The following is an 18635-nucleotide window of genomic DNA, read 5'->3' on the forward strand; positions in this document are numbered from 1 at the left end:
CTCAGCTCTCCTTGTTCAGATCGGCAAAAGCGGTCCCATTGCGGGCCATTTGGTGCAGTATATCGGGAACCTGCCAGTAATGCGCGTCCTCTTCGGCATAGGTGTGGATGCGTTCAACAAGGGTCGCGGCGCCGATCTGGTCAGCGTAAAAGAGTGGGCCGCCCCGGAATCGCGGAAAGCCATAGCCAAACAGGTAGACTGCATCGACGTCGATAGGGCGCAAGGCGATGCCGTCTTCGATGACACGGGCGGCCTCACTGATCATGGCGGTCATGTAGCGGTTGACGATTTCGTCATCGGTGAAGTCACGCGGGGTGATGCCAGCGGCCTTGCGTTCGGCCTCAACGATCTGGTCGACGACCGGATTGGGGCTGCTGTCGCGTCCATCATGGACGTAATAGCCCTTGCCGGTCTTGCGCCCGAACCAGCCGTTTTCGCAGATGCGGTCGGCGATGACTACGTCGCGCTCTTCGGGTGGTTTGGTGGCTGCAAGCCGCTTGCGGGTGGCCCAGCCGATATCGAGGCCTGCGAGGTCCGACACGGCGAAAGGACCCATGGCGAACCCGAAATCCTCAAGTGCCGAATCCACCTCCCACGGCGAGGCGCCATCCATCACCAGATAATCGGCGACCTTGCGGTAATGGGCGAGGATCCGGTTGCCGATGAAGCCGTCGCAAACCTCGGCGCGGACGCCGACTTTGCGCAGTTTCTTGGCCAGCGCAAAGCCGGTGGCGACAACGCCGGGATCGGTTTGGGCGCCCACCACGACTTCGAGCAGCCGCATGATATGGGCCGGAGAAAAGAAATGCAGGCCCAGCACGTCAGCCGGGCGGGAGGTCCCAGCCGCGATTTCGTCAATATCCAGGAAGGAGGTGTTCGAGGCGAGGATCGCGCCGGGTTTGGCGATGGTGTCGAGGCGGGCAAAGATCTCTTTCTTGATCTCCATCTCTTCAAACACGGCCTCGATGATCAAATCCGCCGTGTTGAGGGTGGCGAAATCCGTGGCGAGAGTTAGGCGATCTGCCAGGATCGTATCGCGGGTGGCAGCGGTCATCTTGCCGCGTTTGACGGCGCCATCCAGGTTGCCGGTGATCGTGGCGGCGGTTTTGTCCATGGCCTGTTGATCACGCTCGATCAGGGCCACGGGCAGTCCGGCCATCAGCGCCGCTGTGGCTATGCCTGATCCCATGGTGCCGCCGCCGATCACGCCGATGCTGGCGATGTCGCGGGAAGTGGCCGTCGCCTCGGGGATCTTGGCCACGGCGCGTTCGGCGAAAAAGGCGTGGATCAGGCCCGCGCGCTGTGGGCTGTCCATGCAGTCGGTGAAGAGGCGGCGTTCCTCGGCCATGCCTTCCGCGATGGGCAGGGTCGCGGCGGCGACACCATCGACACATTTGAGCGGAGAGATCAGGTTTGGGTGCTTGGCTGCCATCCTGGTGCGCCACTCGGTGATGGCGGCCTCGTCGGGGGTAACGGCAATCTGGCCCGTGCGGCGGGTTTCCAGTTTGCCGTCCAGCACATCCTGGGCGGCGCTGAGGGCAGCGGCCCGGGGCTCCAGATCCACCACCTGGTCGAGCAGACCAATCTTGTGCGCCTCCTCCGTGGGCACGTGGCGACCGGATGTGATCATGTCGAGCGCGGCTGGAACGCCGGTCAGGCGGGGGGTGCGTTGCGTTCCCCCGGCGCCGGGCATAATCCCGATCAAGACTTCCGGCAGGCCGACTTTGACACCTGTGATGCCGATGCGGGCATGGGTGGCCTGTGCCACCTCCAGCCCGCCGCCAAGGGTCGTGCCGTGGAGGATGGAAATCACGGGTGTCGCGCAGTTTTCGATCTGCGTGCAAAGATTGGGCAGGTGCGGTTCCTTTGGTGGCTTGCCGAATTCGCGGATATCGGCGCCGGCAATGAATGTCCGGCCCTTGCCGTAGATCGCGATCACCTTGACCTCTGGATCTGCGTCCAGTGTGGCAATCGCGTCTTGAATGCCGTTGCGCAAGGCATGGCTCGCGGCGTTCACCGGCGGGTTGTCCAGCGCGATCAAAGCCACCGCGCCCACGCGTTCTGTCGTTACCACCTCTGACATCTATCCCCCTTCAGGCGCTGGCCATCGCATCCCGTTCGGCCAACAAATCGGCAAAATGCGCGACCAGTTTGTGTTTGAGTATCTTGCCCGTCGCGGCCACCGGATAGGCATCGACGATCAGAATGTGCTGCGGGATCTTGTAGGCTGCAAGCTGTTCCTTGAGCCATGCGCATATGGTCGCCTCGGTGACGTTGCCGTTGGTGATGACGAAGGCCAGGACCTCCTCATTGCCGGGCACGTGACGCCCGATGACAGCGGCCTGGTAGACGTCATTATGGCGGGTCAGCATGGCTTCAATCTCGGGCGGGTAGATGTTGAAGCCGGAGCGGATGATCAGTTCTTTCAGCCGCCCGACGATATGCAGCGCGCCGTCCGGGCCGATGCGGGCCAGATCGCCAGTGCGGAAATAGTCATCATCGGTCATCACCTCGGCGGTTCTGGCCGGGTCGCGGTAATAGCCTGCCATGATGTTGCGGCCGCGAACCTGCAATTCGCCGATCCCTTCGGCGTTTGGCTGGTCTACCCGAACGTCGACATCGGACAGGGGGTCACCCACGGCGCAATCGCCGCGCGGGCTTGCAGAGCGGGTGACCGAGACGGTGGGCGCGGTTTCCGTCAGGCCATAGCCGTTGTTCAGCGGCAGGCCGAACATGTCTTGCACGCGGGTTTTCAGGTTGGGATCCAAGGGCGCGCCGCCGGTGGCCAAAAGGCGCAGGCGCGGGCAATCGGGGCTTTCGCCGACTGCGTGAAGATGCGCGATAATGGCGGCCAACATCTGCGGCACAGCGGGATAGTGTGTGATGCCGTGGCGCAGGTGGTGAATCGTTTGCACCGGATCAAAGCGGGGCACGAACCGGACCGAAGCACCGCCCCGCATCGTCGGCAGAAAGAGCGACGCGAAACCATAGACATGGGTGCCCGGCAGCACGGCCAATACCTGATCGCCCGGTTGCTGCTTGCTGATCGACTGGCTGCCCTGGGCGTTGAAGATCAGGTTGTCATGGGTCAACATCACACCTTTGGGTGCGCTGGTGGTGCCGGTGGTGTAAAGCAGCGCGGCGACCTGGCTGGCATTCGGTTTGACGGGTTCCACCTGCACATTGCGCACCGGGCTGACGCGGACCGGATGGCGACCGATCGTACCCAGTGAAACGGCGCCCATCCGATCGGCATGGTCCAGGGCGGCGGCAGAGACGACGGTGGTAAAGATCGCGCAGCGGGCCCCGGAATGGGCCAGCACCGCGTCGAGTTCGGTCGCTGATTGCCGGGCATTGACCAGAGTGATCCACGCATTCAACTGACTGGCGGCAAAGATCGCGGCGCCGTAGAGCGCACAATTCTCGGCAACCAGAACCAAACGATCCCCGGACCGGACGCCATGCGCCGCGAGCAGATCCGCAAGGTCAGCCGAATGGTGGCGCAACTCGCCATAGGTGATCTGCGTCTCGTCGAAATCGAGAATGGCCAGATCGGCATCCGGTTTATCCTCGATCAGCTGATGGATGCGATCCATAGCCTCTCCTCCCTGACCCTGACGATAAGAGAGAAGGTGAGGGGCGTCAATTTACGGAATGATGTTTCGCATAGCGAAATTACGCCGTCAGTTTGGCATAGTCTCCGACGAGCAGATGCACCGGGTCGCAGTCCTCCTTAATCTCTGGAAAGCGTCCGATGGGATCGCGAAAGACATTGTCGGTGTGATCGTCGTTGACGGAAGAGACCTCACCAATCAATACATCGCCGCCATCGCCCCAAAAGGCGTGCCAGTTGCCGGGCTCCAGCGTGACGCTCTCCCCCGGTTCCAGCAGCAGAATGTCCCCGGCCTTGAGCGTGCGCAAGATGCCATCGGTTGCAACGGTGACGGGTGCCTGTGCATCGATCTGGCCGTCAGGATCGGAGGCGAACATCTCGATCGCCAACCGTGCGCCACCCCGATTGATGATATCCTCGGTCTTGAGGATATGGCGGTGCATCGGAGAGATCTGGTCCTGGCGCGAGATCATGATCTTTTCGGCATAGCAAAACCCGCGTCCGGCCTGCAGTTCAGACAGGCGGCCATTGCGAACGGTGAACAGGAACAACCCCAACCTGGCGAAATCGCTTTCGCCGTAATCGGTGATATCCCACCCCAAACCGCCATCGATGATCCCTTGAATACCGGCGCGCTGTGCCTGCATCTTGTCGGGCGACCAATGGGCGAAGGGTGGCAATACAAAGCCAAAACCCGAGATAAACTCGATCCCACGCAGAATTTCGGCATTGATCTGTGACCGGAGCATCGGATCTTCCTTCTTTCATCTATGCCGCCAAACGGGATTGATTTTGACGAGCGAAATCGGTTTCGGATATAGGTTGATCCAGCGGGAGGAATCAATGGTCAAGCAGACTGTAGGTCTGAAAACGCTGGCCGCCCATCTGAACGTGACGGTGGGGACGGTCAGCCGTGCCTTGAACGGCTATTCGGATATCAGCGAGGCCACGCGCCTGCGTGTTTTGCGTGCCGCCGATGAATTGGGATATCGCCCGAACCATGCCGCGCGGCGCCTATCGACCGGTGTGGCTGAAGCCGTGGCCTATGTCATGCCGCAATATAGCAGCTCGATCTCGCAACCCTTCGTGGGTCAACTTCTGAAAGGTCTGGGGGAGGCTGTGGCTAAGCGTGGTTGGGATCTGCTGGTGGCCCATGCGGATTCAGCCAAGGATGAGCTGAACCACCTGGACCGGCTTGTGCGGTCGGGGCGCGTGGGTGGGTTGGTGATCTCTCGCCCCGCCAAGAATGACCCCCGGATCCGATTGATGCGATCACTGAAATGCCCTTTCGTGGTGCATGGTCGGACCGCCGATTGCCGCGATTACGCCTGGTATGATGTCGACGGTGCGGATGCGTTTCATACGGCCGTCGATCATCTTGTGACGCTGGGGCATGGGCGCATCGCGTTTGTTGGTGCGCCGCTTCAATACCAGTTCGCCCAGGACCGTCTGAATGGCTACCGCGCCGCGCTTGAGCAAAACGGGCTGCGTGCTGTGCCGGAATTTGTCCAGATTACCGAGTTCAGCGATGATGGCGGCGAATTGGCGACCAACGTTCTGCTGGATCTGGATCAGCCGCCCTCGGCCATTGTCTGTATCTCTGATATGGTCGCGCTGGGCGCGCTTGCGGCGATCCGGGCGCGGGGGTTGACACCGGGGCGTGATATTTCGGTCATTGGCTATGACGGGCTTAAGGTTGGTCAACACGCCAACCCACCGCTGACCACAATGGCGCAACCGCAGGTCCATGCCGGGCGGCGCTTGGGAGATATCTTGTTGGCCATCATCGATGGGGGCGACCCACGGGACTATCAGGATCTGCAAAAGGCGCATCTGCTGCGTCGCAAGACAGACGGTGCTTTTGAGCAAACAACATAACAGACGAAACCGAAATGGGAGGATGACAATGAAACACTTTAGGGATGTTGCTGCCGGGCTGCTACTGTCGACGGCGCTGGTATCGGTGGCCAAGGCCGATACGATTCGGTTTTGGACCATGGAGATCCAGCCCGAGCGCATGGCTGTGCAGGAAAAGATGGTCGCGGATTTTGAGGCCAAATCGGGCCATACTGTTGAGCTGATCCCCATTGAGGAAGCCGACATTCAGACCCGTGCCACTGCTGCCTTTGCCGCCGGCGACCTGCCCGATGTGCTGAACCACACTGTCCAGCACTTGCTGCCCTATGCCGAAGCCGGGCTGCTGGATACGGCAGCTGCAACCGAAGTGGTTGAAAACCTCGGCGTCGGTTCCTTCGCCTCCGGCCCTGTCGAGATGGCCATGTCGGATGGAGAGATCGTGTCGGTCCCCAGCGATGGCTGGACCCAGATGGTCGTCTACCGCGCGGATCTGTTTGAGGAAAAGGGTCTTGCCCCGCCGGATTCCTATGGGGCGATCACCGCCGCCATCGACGCGTTGCATAACCCGCCCGAGATCTATGGCTTTGTCGCCGCTACCAAGATCGACGAAGGCTATATGATGCAGTTGATCGAGCATCTGTCGCTTGCCACCGGTTATTCGCCGATCACCGACGATGGTGCGGTGAACGAGGATACGACCCAACTGGTCGAATTGCTGGAACTTTATAAAAAGCTGGTTGATGCCTCGCCCCAGGGGGATCTTTACTGGTCGCAATCGCGGGAGCTGTACCTGGACGGCAAGGCCGCCATGGTGATTTGGTCGCCCTCGATCCTGGATGAGTTGGGCGGGCTGCGCGACAGCGCGCCGGTCACCATCTCCGACGATCCTACGACCAAGGAACTGGCCGAAGCGACCGGCTTTGTCACCGTCCTGAAAGGGCCCGGCAATGCCGATGGTGCGGCTTGGGCTGACGTCCGCTATCTTGGCATCACGGCGGATGCCAACACCGCTGTCGCCCAGGAATTTGTGGAATTCGTGGTCTCTGAAGGTTACGGCGATTGGCTGAGCCAGGCGCCCGAAGGCAAGTTCCCGGTGCGGCGCGGCGCAGAAGAGGGCGACACCTCCTACGAAGAGATGTGGGCCACCTTGGAGGTGGGCGTCGACCGCAAAGCGCCGCTTGGCGACATCTATCCCAAACAGGTGATCGACGACATCGTGGCCGGCCTGGCCGTGGGTGACCGTTGGGGGGCGGCCTCGGGCCAGTTGGCGACCGCTTCCAAACTGGTCAATGCGCGCGTCATGTCCCGTGTGATCCGCGAGATGACAGATGGAGAGCTGGGCGTGCAGGAGGCCGCGGACAAGATCGTGGCCGAGCATAAGGCCCTGGGCCTCTGACCGACCAGACGGGCGGCAGTATCAAGCCCGCTGCCGCCCCACCAAAGGCCGCACCCACACCGCCCAAGGGCCTTGGCCCGTTGGCCAGGCGTGAGATGCGGTTCGCCTATCTGTTGCTGTTGCCGACCTTTCTGATCGTTCTGTCGGTGGTGTTGTTCCCGCTGCTCGCCAACTTCTGGATCAGTGTCAAACCGGTGCAGTTGGGCGACCTGCGCACGCCCTCCATCCTTGTCAATGAGCGCTTGATGGACAAGCTGGAGGCCGCGGGCGATGAAGGCACGATCCGCTACCGGGCGCGCAACAGCTCTCGTCGCAGTGCCATCACCGACATCACGTTGGTCGATACGGTGCCCGCCGGTCTGACGATCCTGACGGTGGATGAGCGATGCACGTTGCAGGCTACGCAAATCACCTGTGCCTTGGGCAATTTTGAGGCGGGTCAACGGGAGGATTTGCTGGTCACAGTGGCCGCCGAACAGGCATTCATCGACGCGCCCATCAATGTCAAAGACACGGATCCTGTCCTGACCTTTGACCCCGAAAATATCCTGACCAGCTGGCAATTCACGCTCGATAACTTCCGGCAACTCTTTGCATCGAACGATTTCTGGCCAGTGCTGCGTGTCTCGATCTACTACACGGTGTTCGGGACCGTGGGTGCGCTGGTCATGGGCCTTTTCGCGGCGCAACTGATGAACATGGCGTTTCGCGGCCGCACCGTTCTGCGCGGGCTGTTTCTGTCGCCTTACGTGGCACCTGTCATCGCCGTGGCGTTCGCCTGGGTTCTGCTGCTGGATGCCGGGCCGGGAGGCACATTGAACGCATTATTGCAGCAATTGGGTGTCATCGATGGCCCGATCAATTTCCTGGGCCAACGCTCTACCACCGTCCAGGTCCTGGGCTTCAGCTTTGAATTCCCGGTAGCGCTCACCTGGGTGATCTTGTTCGAGATCTGGCGCTATTTCCCGCTGGCCTTCCTGTTCATCCTCGCCCGGATGCAGTCGATGTCGAAAGATATCTACGAGGCGGCAGAGATCGATGGCGCCACGCCCCTGCAACAGTTCTGGTACATTTCATTGCCGCAACTGATTGGCATCATGATGGTTCTGTTCCTGCTGCGCTTCATCTGGACCTTCAACAAGTTCGACGACATCTTTTTGCTGACGGGTGGCGCGGCGGGCACCCGCACCCTGACCGTCAATGTCTATGAACAGGCCTTTGCCGTGTCGAACCTGGGGGCAGGGGCTGCGGTCGCGGTGGTGGTTTTTGCGGTGCTGTTGGTCTTTGCGGTGATCTTTTTCCGGTTCTCACCAAAGGATGACGGCTGATGCGCATCGGAAATATCTTCATCCTCTGCCTGATCGCCGGAGCGATCTGGGGTGCCATCTACACTCTGCTGATCACGCTGTTGGCGCTGCTGGTCACGGGGGTAGAGTTCCAGCCGCAGCTTTGGCAGGGCATGGTGGCTGGTACAGCGGCAGCGGGTGTCCTGGTCTTTCAACGGCCTGCGGGGCGGGATCGCAGGATGCTGGCTATGGCAGGCGGGGTCTTCATCGCGGGATTGTTGTTATTGACGGGGCTGCAACCCTTGGGCACCGGCCTGGGTCGCGCAATTTTGGGCCAGGTCGTCTTCATCGTGCTGCTGGCCTTTGTGCTGGTGCAGACGCTTCATCTGACCGCGCTGGATCTGGGGCCGGGGCATGAAAGCCGCTACAATGTCGAGGTCGTGATCTTGCGGTTTTTCAAGGGGTTCGGGTTGGTTTTCTTCACCATCGCGGTGGCGCTGCCATTCTTTGTCATGGTGATGATGAGTCTGAAAAATCAGCAACTTTTGCTGTCAGACCCGCTCGATTTCTCCCTTGATCTGTCTCAAGGGGCGGCAGCCCTGTTCCGCAGCTATATCGAGCTCTTTGGCCAATACAATTTTGGCACATTCCTGTTGAATTCGGCCATGGTATCGGTCGCGACTGTCGCCATCACCCTGTTCTTTGCGGTGCCCGGCGCCTATGTCGTGGCGCGGTTGAAATTCCCGGGCCAAGCGTTCCTGTCCCGCTCGATCCTGCTGATCTACATGGTGCCGATGATCGTGCTGGTGATCCCGCTTTATGCGATCTTCTCTCAGCTTGGTATGCGCAACACGCTTTGGGGCCTGATGCTGGTCTATCCGGCGACGACGATCCCCGTGGCGCTTTACATGCTGCAAGGGTATTTCCGAGGCATCCCGGCAGAGCTGGAAGATGCGGGCCTGATGGACGGTCTCACCCGGATCGGCGTCATCCGCAAGGTGACGCTGCCGCTGGCCCTGCCCGCGCTCGCTTCGGTTGCGCTTTATGTGTTCATGATCGCGTGGAATGAGTTCCTTTTCGCGTTCATGTTCCTCGACAATGTGCAGCTTTACACCCTGTCGCGCGGTATTGCCGATCTGAATACGGCAGAGGTGCCGCGCCAACATCTGATGGCGGGTGCCGTCATCGCCACCATCCCCGTCCTCGTCTTGTTCCTGTGGTTTGAACGGTTCCTCGTGACAGGTCTGACCGCTGGCAGTGTGAAAGGTTAAGCGATGACCCTTGATGACCAGGCCATCGCCATTCTGCGGGGCAATGACCGCGGTGGCTTCACCATCCCGACGCGGGGTCTTTATCCCTATCAATGGAATTGGGACTCGGCTTTTGTCGCCTTGGGTTTTGCGGCCTTCGACCGCCCGCGCGCCTGGGCAGAAGTCACCACCGTGCTAGAGGGTCAGTGGCCCGACGGAATGGTGCCCAGCATCCTCTTTCGTCGCGACGATCCCGACTATTTCCCCGGACCCCGGCGGTGGGGGGCAAATCTTGGGCCCATCCCCTCAACCGGAGTGTCGCAGCCGCCGGTCCTGAGCACCGCGGTGCGGCTATTGGCGGGCGAGGATGACGCAGACCGCCTCGACAACATCTTTGACAAACTGCTGGCCTGGCACAACTGGTACCACACCGCGCGCACCTTTGATGGTGTGATCGCCACAGTTCATCCGTGGGAGACCGGGCGCGACAATTGCCCCGACTGGAACATCGGATTGGATGCGATGGAGGTTGCGCCTGATCTGGCCCCATACGAGCGGATGGACAACAAGCATGTCGATGCCAGCTTCCGCCCGAGCCAGGCCCAGTACGACCGCTACCTGACGATCATCCAGGCGGGTCAGCAGGTGGGTTGGGATCAGGCGCGACTGACAACCGAGGGGCCGTTCCTCATGGCCGATCCGAATATCAATTTCGTGCTCCTGCGTGCCGACCGGGATCTGTTCACCCTGGCGGAACGGTTGGGCCGCGACCAAACGGTACGAAACAAGATCCAAGGCTGGATTGCCAAGGGCGAGGCAGCCAGCGATAGGCTGTGGAATGACCAATTGGGAGGTTACGCCGCGCGGGATCTCCACTCCGGCCGTTTCTCGGACGGGTTCACGAATGCCAGCGCGCTGTGTTTCTATGCCGGCGTCGGCGCGCCTGAACAGCGCGCCCGCACGCTGCAAAATATCCGCCGCATCGGGGAGCGTGTGCAATATATGTTGCCGAGTTGGGACCCGGATGCGCAGGATTTTGAGCCGCAACGTTATTGGTGCGGGCCGATTTGGCCGCAGATGAATTTCATGATCGCCATGGGCTTGCGTGAACAGGGCGAGGCGCAATTGGCCGATCGCATGCAGTCCGATCTGACCCGCCTGATCGAGGCGTCGGGCTTTTGGGAATGCTTCAACCCGGTCACGGGTGCGGGCTGCGTGGGCTCGGATTTTTCATGGACTGCCGCGATGTGGCTGGCCTGGCTCTCCCCCTCGTGGCTGACCCGCGTTGCCTGACAGGAAGGACTGATCCGATGGGTGCGATCCAGCTTGTGGATGTTGAGAAATGGTTCGGTGATGTGCAGGTCATCAAGGGGATCAACCTTGGGATCCGCGATGGCGAGTTGATCATTTTCGTCGGCCCGTCGGGATGTGGAAAATCTACATTGCTGCGGATGATCGCGGGGCTAGAAGAAACCAGTCGTGGCCAGATCCTACTCGACAGCAATGATGTGACCGACAAGGTCCCCTCCGAACGGGAATTGTCGATGGTCTTTCAATCCTACGCGCTCTATCCGCATCTGTCGGTGGGCGAGAATATGGGTTTTGCCTTGAAAACGGCGGGTCGTTCGAAGGCCGAAATCACCGAGAAAGTGAGGGATGCGGCCCGCGTCCTGAAGCTGGAAGACTATCTCGACCGCCGCCCCAAGGAGTTGTCGGGCGGTCAGCGCCAGCGCGTTGCCATCGGGCGCGCCATCGTGCGTAAGCCAAAGGGTTTTCTGTTTGACGAGCCACTGTCAAATCTTGACGCCGCCTTGCGCGTCGATATGCGGTTCGAGATCGCACGCCTCCACAAGACCCTGGAAACCACTATGATCTATGTCACCCATGACCAGGTCGAGGCGATGACCCTGGCAGACCGGATCGTTGTCCTGAAAGACGGTGAGATCATGCAGGTCGGCACCCCGCGCCAATTATATGAAAGCCCCGATAACCTGTTCGTGGCCCAGTTCATTGGCAGCCCCAAAATGAATGTCGTGCCGTGCAGCACTTCGGGCGATACATTTGTTCTGCAGGATCACGGCACCGGTCCCCTGGGCCACCCCGCGCGCCAGACAGCTGTCCAACTGGGTGTCCGGCCCGAACATATCTCGATCGTCGCAAAGGGGCAGGGCCACTGCGCCGGCATTGTGGAGGTCAGCGAATATCTGGGCGCTGATTACTTCCACTATATCAATTGCGGCTCACTGGGCCTGCTCACCGTTCGCGCCTCCGGTGCATCGGACGAGATCGAGGGGCAAACCGTGGGGCTCCATTTCGACCAGAACCGCCTGCATTTCTTCGACCCCGACGGCACGGTCCTCTGACCTCTCCCATCATGTGTCCGAAAATATCCCCGCCGGAGGCACAAAATCTATAGATGCATCGGCAGCGCCCCAAGCCAAGTCAGATAATTTCGTCCTCATCAAACATCGGATCACCTTCTAACTGGGCGGTTAGATCCTCGATGCTTTCCTGCGCCACGGCATTGGACTGGACGGCGGCCAGGTGAAGTACTGCGTCGCCTTCATTGACCACGGGCATCACGGCGCGCCCCACGACGATCCCATCGCCGGGTGCTGCAATCTCGGCATCTGTCTGCCCGAAGGGATCAGATACGGCAGCCAACAGATCGCCCTTTGAGACCACCTCACCTTCGGCCTTGAACATCCGCAGCAGCCCGCCAACGGGCGCGCGGACCCAACTGCTGGAAGTGGACAGAACCGGCGTTGCCGTGGGTTTGGCAATGCCTTTGGCCGGTAACATCTCCATGCTGCGCAGGACCCGCAGGATACCCGCGACACCGGCACGCACTGCAAGCTCATCAAACCGCAAACCTTCGCCCGCTTCATAAAGCAGAACATCAATGCCCAGCTTCTTGGCCTCACCCCGCAACGATCCGTCGCGTACAGCAGATCGCATGATGACCGGCGCCCCGAAATCGCGTGCCAGCTTCATCGTCTGGGCATTCTTGGGCGAGACGCGGATTTGCGGAAGGTTGGTGCGGTGAACGGCGGCAGAATGCAGATCGATCCCCAGATCACAACGCGCCACGACATCATGCAGGAACAGATGCGCCAGCCGCGCCGCGAGCGAACCAGAGGCGCTGCCCGGAAAGGACCGGTTCAGATCGCGCCGGTCCGGCAGGTAGCGGGAGTGGTTCAAAAAGCCGAACGTGTTCACAATAGGCACAACCAGCAAAGTGCCGCGAAGGGATTTCAGGTTGGGCGCGCGTAGCAGGCGGCGCACAATCTCGACCCCGATCACTTCATCGCCGTGTACCCCCGCGCTGACAAAAACGGTCGGCCCGTCCGTGCGACCATGGATGGCCTGAAGGGAGAGGGTAACCGGGGTGTGATCCGACAAGACACTGACCGGCAGGTTGACCGTTTCGCGACGACCGGGGGCCACGGTCCGGTCGCCGATGGTGAGGCTGTTGCGTTTTGCCATGTTCCTCTAGCCCAGGTTACACGGTCAGCGGGGGGACAAACGGGTGATACCGACGGCGGCGGCGCGGGCAAGGTCGGGATCAAGGCTCATACGGATATATTCGCCGCGCCGCCACAGCACGCCAAGGTCGTCATAGTGACGGCTGAGCGGATGCCCGGATTGCCCGGTTGCCGTGACAAAGAGCGAGCTGTCCGGATCTGCGAAATCATAGACCCCGCGGTAACCGGCGCCGTGTACATTGGTGAACGGGTCCGGCATCTCCCCACTGGTTTTGCCGCGCATTAGCGTATGATCACCGCCTGATGTGGATTGTCGAATATTGACCAGCCATTTCAGGATGGGCGTTTCGCCCAGAACAGGGTGGTTATGCTCTGCGGCATGGGCATCGCCCCAGCGGAGCGATTCCAGTGCGGTGCCATAGGTCTGTCCGATCCAAAGCAGCGCCTCGTCCAGCGCGATGCGGCTGATATCGACGCAGCTTTCCGTGATGGTCGATTGGCGGATATCGCACCAGACGCCCGCCCCGTCGATGTCACGGAACACCCGTTCGATAAAGATCGGGTCGGCATGGGTGAAATGATCGGCAAAGGGTCCCAGATCGTCGCGGATCAGTTTGTCATGGAGTTGGCGCAACCAGGCCGCATAGATCAGGGGCTCCGGCAGGTGCTCATTCATCTCCCCGTTCCAGTTCGCCAGCAGATCCAGGGCGCGATTGCGCTGGGCTTCGGGCGTGCCGGGTTGTGCGGCCTCTCCGGTATACCACAGGTCGCGGGCCATCAACGGCAGGAGCCCCCGCGCCGTGGTGGAGACCGTGTCAAGCTGGGCATCAATGAAGCTTTCGCGGGTATGCACCTCCCGATCCTGCATCAACTTTCGCCACCGCTCGATCCGCTGCGTGTCGCCCCAGTGGTAGCTCAGGTGATCGGGGAAGGGTCGGTTGACCGTCTTGTTGTTGGTGTTGCCCAGCAACCCGCCCTCGGGATCCAAAAAGCGGGGATTGCGATCAAAGGCCAGCCGCCCGTCCCATCGGTTTTGCGCCTGCCAGCCCAAGGCGGGCAACCGGCCCTTCTGGACATTTCCGGCCGCGCGGGCAGGGACCGCGCCGATCACCTGCATCGCGATGCGTTCGGCATCGATCAGGGTCAGGTTCTGCGAGGGCGCGACATAAGGTTCCATCGCATCCGCAGCCTCGGTCACGCTTTTGGCGCGCATCAGGTCCAACCCGGCCTTGATGGAGGTATCGGCAGGGTCCAGTGCAGTCCATCCGATTGCCGCGACATGGCCGGGCGGGGTGACGGATGCCAACTCAAAATGCGTGCCGGGCAGGACCGGGCCGTTTTCAGTGTTGCGCAGGGTGATGGTGACGGGCGCTGCATCCTTGACGCGGATGATTGTGCGTTCGGTCTTGAATGGCGCCCAACCGGATGGTGTGCGATATTCCTGTCGGTTGGCGGGGTTCAATTCCTCCATGAAGATATCTTGATCGTCCAGGTAGGATGAGGTGATGGCCCAACCCAGTGCATCGGAGCGCCCGGCTAGGATGGCGGGCATGCCCGGGATCGTTGCGCCGATCACGCCACCCTCTGACAATTCCATCCGCGCCAGATACCAGATGGATGGTGCGGAAAAGCCCAGATGCGGGTCATTGGCCAGAAGGGTGCCGCCCGCCGCCGACCGTTTTGGTGCAGCAGCCCAGGCATTGGACGCCCCCGCCAGTTCCCGTGTCTGAAACGGGGACAGCCAGTTCTGATCCGGCGGTATCGCCGCCATGGTCACCTGATGCCCCCTGGGGAAGAGATCGGTGTAGTCGGGCAGGTCCACGACCCCGGTGCCGGGCGCATCTGGCATCAGATCCTGAACCCGCTCAGGCGGCAAGGCGAGGGAGACCTGGGCGCGCAACACCTCGTTTTGCAGATGGCCGGAGAGCTGGAATGCCATCAGTTTGGTGACGGCGATGCTATCGGCGGGGCGCCATGGTGCAATCTGGCGTGAGAACATGAAAAATTCAGGCGCACCGCGGCCCAGGGCTTGGGTATTCACCGTCTCGATCCAGGCGTTTACCCCCGCCGCATAAGCGTTCAACGCCACCATCGTTTCGGCGTCCTGGGCGCCGACAGAGCGTTCGGCGGCACGGTAAAGGCCGAACCGGCGCATCAGTTCATCGGTACGGACCGTGCGCTGCCCGAAAAGTTCTGACAGACGACCCTGAGCTGTGCGGCGCAGCAAGGTCATCTGCCACAGCCGATCCTGCGCATGGGCGAAGCCGAGACCAAAGAACACATCGCTGTCTGCCTCTGCAAAGATGTGCGGAACATTCGCGTTGTCGCGCACAATCTCGACCGGGCTGGTCAACGCGGACAATTCGTAGGTCGCGTCATAGTCCGGCAATGAGCGGGAGGCGAGATAGTAGACGAACACAACCGCCAGACCGACGAAAACGGCCATCACCATGAACAGCCGCATGAGCCAACGGAAGATAAGGGCCATGATCGTCCTGTCTGTTGACGCCTCGAACCTATCGGTTAGTTAGCTTTGAGCTGAAATTCAAGGAACACACCGGGGAGTGGGCATTATGGCGACAGTTGCATTTTTGGGGCTTGGTGTAATGGGGTATCCGATGGCTGGGCACCTGGCCAAGGCGGGCCACACTGTGACTGTATACAACCGGACGGCTGCCAAGGCACAGAAATGGGTGAATGACAACGGCGGCGCGTCAGGCCGCACCCCGGCTGAAGCCGCCAAAGGCTGTGACTTTGTCATGGCTTGCGTCGGCAATGATGATGACCTGCGCTCTGTCTGCATCGGTGAGACTGGCGCATTTGCTGGGATGGCTCCGGGTTCGGTATTTGTCGACCATACGACCGTTTCCGCAGCCGTCACCCGAGAGATGTATTCAGCGGCAGACAGTCACCAGATCAGTTTTGTGGATGCCCCGGTTTCCGGCGGTCAGGCCGGAGCCGAAAACGGTGTTTTGTCGGTCATGTGCGGGGCCGATCAAGGGGCTTATGATCGCGCGAAGCCCATCATGGATGCCTATGCACGGACCTGCAAACGCCTGGGTGCAAGCGGGTCGGGGCAATTGACAAAGATGGTCAATCAAATCTGCATCGCAGGACTGGTCCAGGGGCTGAGTGAAGGGTTGCATTTCGCCGAAAAGGCCGGGCTGGATGGCAAGGCCGTGGTCGAGGTGATCGCGGGGGGGGCTGCGGGCAGTTGGCAGATGCAAAACCGGTACGAGACCATGCTTGATGATCACTTTGATCACGGTTTTGCCGTGGACTGGATGCGCAAGGATCTGGGCATCTGCCTGTCGACGGCTGATGAGAATGGCGCCAGCCTGCCCGTCACGGCGCTGGTCGATCAGTTTTATAAAGATGTGCAAAAACTGGGCGGCGGGCGGTGGGATACATCATCGCTGGTGAAACGCTTGCGCGCCCTGGATGGTTAAGGACACCTGATGGTGCGCCCGGCGCTTTAGCGCTTAATCGTTCCGTCATCAGGCGGGGTTAGGCCCGGTGATGTGGGAATTGGTGCAGCGATACTGGACAGGGTGGGGGCTGACCGCTATCGAACGTGGCGTTGGCGCGTTATCGCTAACAGTCGGATTGCAAGGGGGTATTTTGATGGTGTCGCGTGTTATTCCGGTGGACCCATTTGATCTTGTGATCTTTGGGGGAACAGGCGATCTGGCCCGTCGCAAAATTCTGCCGGGCCTGTATCGCCGCATGGCCGCGGGGCAGATGCCTGACACGGCGCGGATCATTGGTGCGGCCCGCGGGGAGATTGATGATAGCGGATATCGGCAGATGGTGCGCGATGCGATCCAGACCTTTATCCCCAAGGACGCCATCGACGCAAAAACACTCGACAGTTTCCTGGAACGTTTGGGTTATGTCCAGATCGATGCCAAGGGGGATGGCGGCTGGTCCGACCTGAAAGCCAAGATGCGGTCCGGTATGGTCCATGCCTTTTACTTTTCCGTCGCGCCCAGCCTGTTTGGCACCTTGGCCGAGCGGCTTCATAAATTCGATATGGCGGGGCCGGATGCGCGGATCGTCGTCGAAAAACCGTTTGGTCACGATCTGGAGAGTGCGCGGGCCTTGAATGACAGCCTGGCCGCCCATTTTGACGAAACCCAGATCTACCGGATCGACCATTATCTGGGAAAAGAAACCGTTCAAAATCTGATGGCGGTCCGGTTTGGCAACGTCTTGTTCGAACCGCTCTGGAATGGGCAATATGTGGATCATATCCAGATCACTGTTGCGGAAACCGTGGGTGTCGGTGGCCGGGGCGCCTACTATGATCGATCTGGCGCCATGCGGGATATGGTTCAGAACCATCTGATGCAGCTTTTGTGCCTGATCGCGATGGAGCCACCGTCCCGGTTTGATCCCGATGCGGTGCGTGACGAGAAGCTGAAGGTGATCCGCGCCTTGACGCCGGTTGAGCCGCATCATCTGGTCCGAGGGCAATATGATGTCAGCGGGACGGAGCCGAGCTACCGTGATGATGCCGAAAACCCACGATCCCGGACCGAGAGTTTCATCGCGCTGAAAACCCATATCGCCAATTGGCGGTGGGCGGGGGTGCCGTTCTATTTGCGCACCGGCAAGAAGTTGCGGGCGCGCACGTCCGAGATTGCGGTGATCTTCAAACCGACGCCCCATTCGATCTTTGGCGAAGCATCGAGCGCGCATCGTAATATCCTGTCGATCCGTCTGCAGCCGAATGAGGGGATCGAGATGTTTGTGACTATCAAGGAACCGGGCCCCGGTGGGATGCGCCTGGTGGATGTGCCCTTGGACATGAGTTTTGCCGAGGCTTTGGGCCCGGATGGGGAGGATGTGCCGGATGCCTATGAGCGGCTGATCATGGATGTCATCCGGGGCAATCAAACCCTATTTATGCGCGGCGATGAGGTCGAGGCCGCCTGGGCCTGGACCGATCCGATCATTGCCGGTTGGGAGACGCGGGGAGATGTGCCCAAGACCTATGATGCCGGATCAAATGGTCCGGAAGATGCGCTGATGCTGCTTCATCGCGATAATCGCCGCTGGCGGGAGATCCGCGGATGAAACTGATCGAATACGCTGACCGCGACATGATGATGATCGATCTGGCCGATACGCTGGCCGGTGAGTTGAAATCTTGCCTGCTGACCCATGATCGTGCGAGTTTCAGCGTTCCGGGTGGAACGACCCCCGGTCCGGTCTTTGACACGCTGAGCGGTGTTGATCTGCAATGGTCGCGGATCTCTGTCTTTCTGAATGATGAACGCTGGGTGCCACAGGACCATGCCCGATCAAATGCGCGGCTGGTGCGGGAACGGCTGTTGGTGGATAAGGCGGTGGGGGCGGATTTTCTGCCATTCTACGACGGGTCTGACCAACCTGAGACCGCGCTTCCCATGCTCAAGGCACGGATTGACCCGCTTTTGCCGATCTCGGTCCTGTTGTTGGGCATGGGGGCAGATCTGCATACCGCATCGCTTTTTCCCGGCGCCGATCTTTTGGAAAAGGCGCTCTCCTCCGATGCGCCTCCCGTCATGGCCTTGCGAGCCGACGCTGCCGGTGAGCCGCGTTTGACCCTGACAGCGCCGGTGCTGAAAGGCGCGCTTTCCACGCATGTGGTGATCACGGGGCGGGAAAAGCGTGACGCCCTGGAGGCTGGTCGTCATGCCCCGGTGGTGCAGGCTCCGGTGCGTACAGTATTGGACACGGCAACAGTTCATTGGGCGGAATAGC

Annotated in this window: 14 protein-coding genes; 9 read left to right on the forward strand and 5 right to left on the reverse strand. The window is 60.6% G+C overall.

Annotation, left to right across the window (positions count from 1 at the left end; genetic code table 11):
- Position 1 precedes the first annotated feature (1 nt).
- The 3 genes from IU397_RS18930 to IU397_RS18940 all read right to left on the reverse strand — a co-directional run bounded on the left by IU397_RS18930 (position 2) and on the right by IU397_RS18940 (position 4362).
- Positions 2 to 2083 (reverse strand): 3-hydroxyacyl-CoA dehydrogenase NAD-binding domain-containing protein, encoded by a 2082-nt coding sequence (locus IU397_RS18930; protein WP_204416787.1) that lies wholly within the window; start codon positions 2081 to 2083, stop codon positions 2 to 4.
- A 10-nt stretch (positions 2084 to 2093) separates the two neighbouring features.
- Positions 2094 to 3596, reverse strand: a complete 1503-nt coding sequence (locus tag IU397_RS18935) for a class I adenylate-forming enzyme family protein (RefSeq protein WP_204416789.1) — start codon at positions 3594 to 3596, stop codon at positions 2094 to 2096.
- A gap of 79 nt (positions 3597 to 3675) precedes the next feature.
- Positions 3676 to 4362, reverse strand: coding sequence for a D-lyxose/D-mannose family sugar isomerase (locus tag IU397_RS18940; RefSeq protein ID WP_204416791.1), 687 nt, complete (start codon positions 4360 to 4362; stop codon positions 3676 to 3678).
- A gap of 94 nt (positions 4363 to 4456) precedes the next feature.
- Between IU397_RS18940 and IU397_RS18945 the strand changes: the two genes are divergently transcribed.
- From IU397_RS18945 to IU397_RS18970, 6 genes are all read left to right on the forward strand, one after another.
- Positions 4457 to 5491, forward strand: coding sequence for a LacI family DNA-binding transcriptional regulator (locus IU397_RS18945; protein WP_204416793.1), 1035 nt, complete (start codon positions 4457 to 4459; stop codon positions 5489 to 5491).
- A 28-nt stretch (positions 5492 to 5519) separates the two neighbouring features.
- The gene (locus tag IU397_RS18950) at positions 5520 to 6866 is read left to right on the forward strand and encodes an ABC transporter substrate-binding protein (RefSeq protein WP_239479922.1); all 1347 of its coding nucleotides are present in this window, start codon (positions 5520 to 5522) and stop codon (positions 6864 to 6866) included.
- 95 nt (positions 6867 to 6961) lie between these two features.
- Positions 6962 to 8194 (forward strand): carbohydrate ABC transporter permease, encoded by a 1233-nt coding sequence (locus IU397_RS18955; RefSeq protein ID WP_204416797.1) that lies wholly within the window; start codon positions 6962 to 6964, stop codon positions 8192 to 8194.
- Positions 8194 to 9423 (forward strand): carbohydrate ABC transporter permease, encoded by a 1230-nt coding sequence (locus tag IU397_RS18960; RefSeq protein ID WP_204416799.1) that lies wholly within the window; start codon positions 8194 to 8196, stop codon positions 9421 to 9423. Before IU397_RS18955 ends, IU397_RS18960 begins: the two co-directional genes overlap by 1 nt.
- 3 nt (positions 9424 to 9426) lie before the next feature.
- Entirely contained in the window at positions 9427 to 10695 is a 1269-nt protein-coding gene (locus tag IU397_RS18965; RefSeq protein ID WP_204416801.1) for a trehalase family glycosidase, read from the forward strand.
- A gap of 17 nt (positions 10696 to 10712) precedes the next feature.
- Positions 10713 to 11765 carry an ABC transporter ATP-binding protein gene (locus IU397_RS18970; RefSeq protein ID WP_204416803.1) on the forward strand — a complete coding sequence of 351 codons (1053 nt, stop codon included), beginning with the start codon at positions 10713 to 10715 and terminating at the stop codon, positions 11763 to 11765.
- Positions 11766 to 11844: 79 nt separating this feature from the next.
- On the opposite strand, the gene IU397_RS18975 is transcribed toward IU397_RS18970, so the two are convergent.
- Both IU397_RS18975 and IU397_RS18980 read right to left on the reverse strand, forming a co-directional pair.
- On the reverse strand, positions 11845 to 12888 hold the full coding sequence (locus tag IU397_RS18975; protein WP_204416805.1) for a succinylglutamate desuccinylase/aspartoacylase family protein: 1044 nt from the start codon (positions 12886 to 12888) through the stop codon (positions 11845 to 11847).
- A 24-nt stretch (positions 12889 to 12912) separates the two neighbouring features.
- Positions 12913 to 15375, reverse strand: coding sequence for a penicillin acylase family protein (locus IU397_RS18980; RefSeq protein ID WP_204416807.1), 2463 nt, complete (start codon positions 15373 to 15375; stop codon positions 12913 to 12915).
- An 85-nt stretch (positions 15376 to 15460) separates the two neighbouring features.
- Between IU397_RS18980 and IU397_RS18985 the strand changes: the two genes are divergently transcribed.
- The 3 genes from IU397_RS18985 to pgl all read left to right on the forward strand — a co-directional run bounded on the left by IU397_RS18985 (position 15461) and on the right by pgl (position 18634).
- Complete coding sequence (locus tag IU397_RS18985) at positions 15461 to 16336, forward strand: NAD(P)-dependent oxidoreductase (protein ID WP_204416810.1); 876 nt, start codon at positions 15461 to 15463, stop codon at positions 16334 to 16336.
- A gap of 175 nt (positions 16337 to 16511) precedes the next feature.
- A complete protein-coding gene (gene zwf, locus IU397_RS18990) occupies positions 16512 to 17966 on the forward strand; it encodes a glucose-6-phosphate dehydrogenase (RefSeq protein ID WP_204416811.1) in 1455 nt (484 codons plus the stop codon).
- Entirely contained in the window at positions 17963 to 18634 is a 672-nt protein-coding gene (gene pgl, locus IU397_RS18995; RefSeq protein WP_204416813.1) for a 6-phosphogluconolactonase, read from the forward strand. Before zwf ends, pgl begins: the two co-directional genes overlap by 4 nt.
- Position 18635: the final 1 nt, after the last annotated feature.

Origin of the sequence: Actibacterium sp. 188UL27-1 (assembly GCF_016901225.1) — a bacterium.
In the GTDB taxonomy this organism is placed as follows: Bacteria; Pseudomonadota; Alphaproteobacteria; order Rhodobacterales; family Rhodobacteraceae; genus 188UL27-1.

Excerpts from the sequence above, each read along its gene's own strand:
- IU397_RS18945 (WP_204416793.1), top strand. The coding sequence starts at position 4,457 with ATGGTCAAGCAGACTGTAGGTCTGAAAACGCTGGCCGCCCATCTGAAC.
- IU397_RS18985 (WP_204416810.1), top strand. The coding sequence starts at position 15,461 with ATGGCGACAGTTGCATTTTTGGGGCTTGGTGTAATGGGGTATCCGATG.
- IU397_RS18935 (WP_204416789.1), bottom strand. The coding sequence starts at position 3,596 with ATGGATCGCATCCATCAGCTGATCGAGGATAAACCGGATGCCGATCTG.
- IU397_RS18965 (WP_204416801.1), top strand. The coding sequence starts at position 9,427 with ATGACCCTTGATGACCAGGCCATCGCCATTCTGCGGGGCAATGACCGC.
- IU397_RS18970 (WP_204416803.1), top strand. The coding sequence starts at position 10,713 with ATGGGTGCGATCCAGCTTGTGGATGTTGAGAAATGGTTCGGTGATGTG.
- IU397_RS18955 (WP_204416797.1), top strand. The coding sequence starts at position 6,962 with ATGCGGTTCGCCTATCTGTTGCTGTTGCCGACCTTTCTGATCGTTCTG.
- zwf (WP_204416811.1), top strand. The coding sequence starts at position 16,512 with ATGGTGTCGCGTGTTATTCCGGTGGACCCATTTGATCTTGTGATCTTT.
- IU397_RS18940 (WP_204416791.1), bottom strand. The coding sequence starts at position 4,362 with ATGCTCCGGTCACAGATCAATGCCGAAATTCTGCGTGGGATCGAGTTT.
- IU397_RS18930 (WP_204416787.1), bottom strand. The coding sequence starts at position 2,083 with ATGTCAGAGGTGGTAACGACAGAACGCGTGGGCGCGGTGGCTTTGATC.
- pgl (WP_204416813.1), top strand. The coding sequence starts at position 17,963 with ATGAAACTGATCGAATACGCTGACCGCGACATGATGATGATCGATCTG.
- IU397_RS18980 (WP_204416807.1), bottom strand. The coding sequence starts at position 15,375 with ATGGCCCTTATCTTCCGTTGGCTCATGCGGCTGTTCATGGTGATGGCC.
- IU397_RS18950 (WP_239479922.1), top strand. The coding sequence starts at position 5,520 with ATGAAACACTTTAGGGATGTTGCTGCCGGGCTGCTACTGTCGACGGCG.
- IU397_RS18975 (WP_204416805.1), bottom strand. The coding sequence starts at position 12,888 with ATGGCAAAACGCAACAGCCTCACCATCGGCGACCGGACCGTGGCCCCC.
- IU397_RS18960 (WP_204416799.1), top strand. The coding sequence starts at position 8,194 with ATGCGCATCGGAAATATCTTCATCCTCTGCCTGATCGCCGGAGCGATC.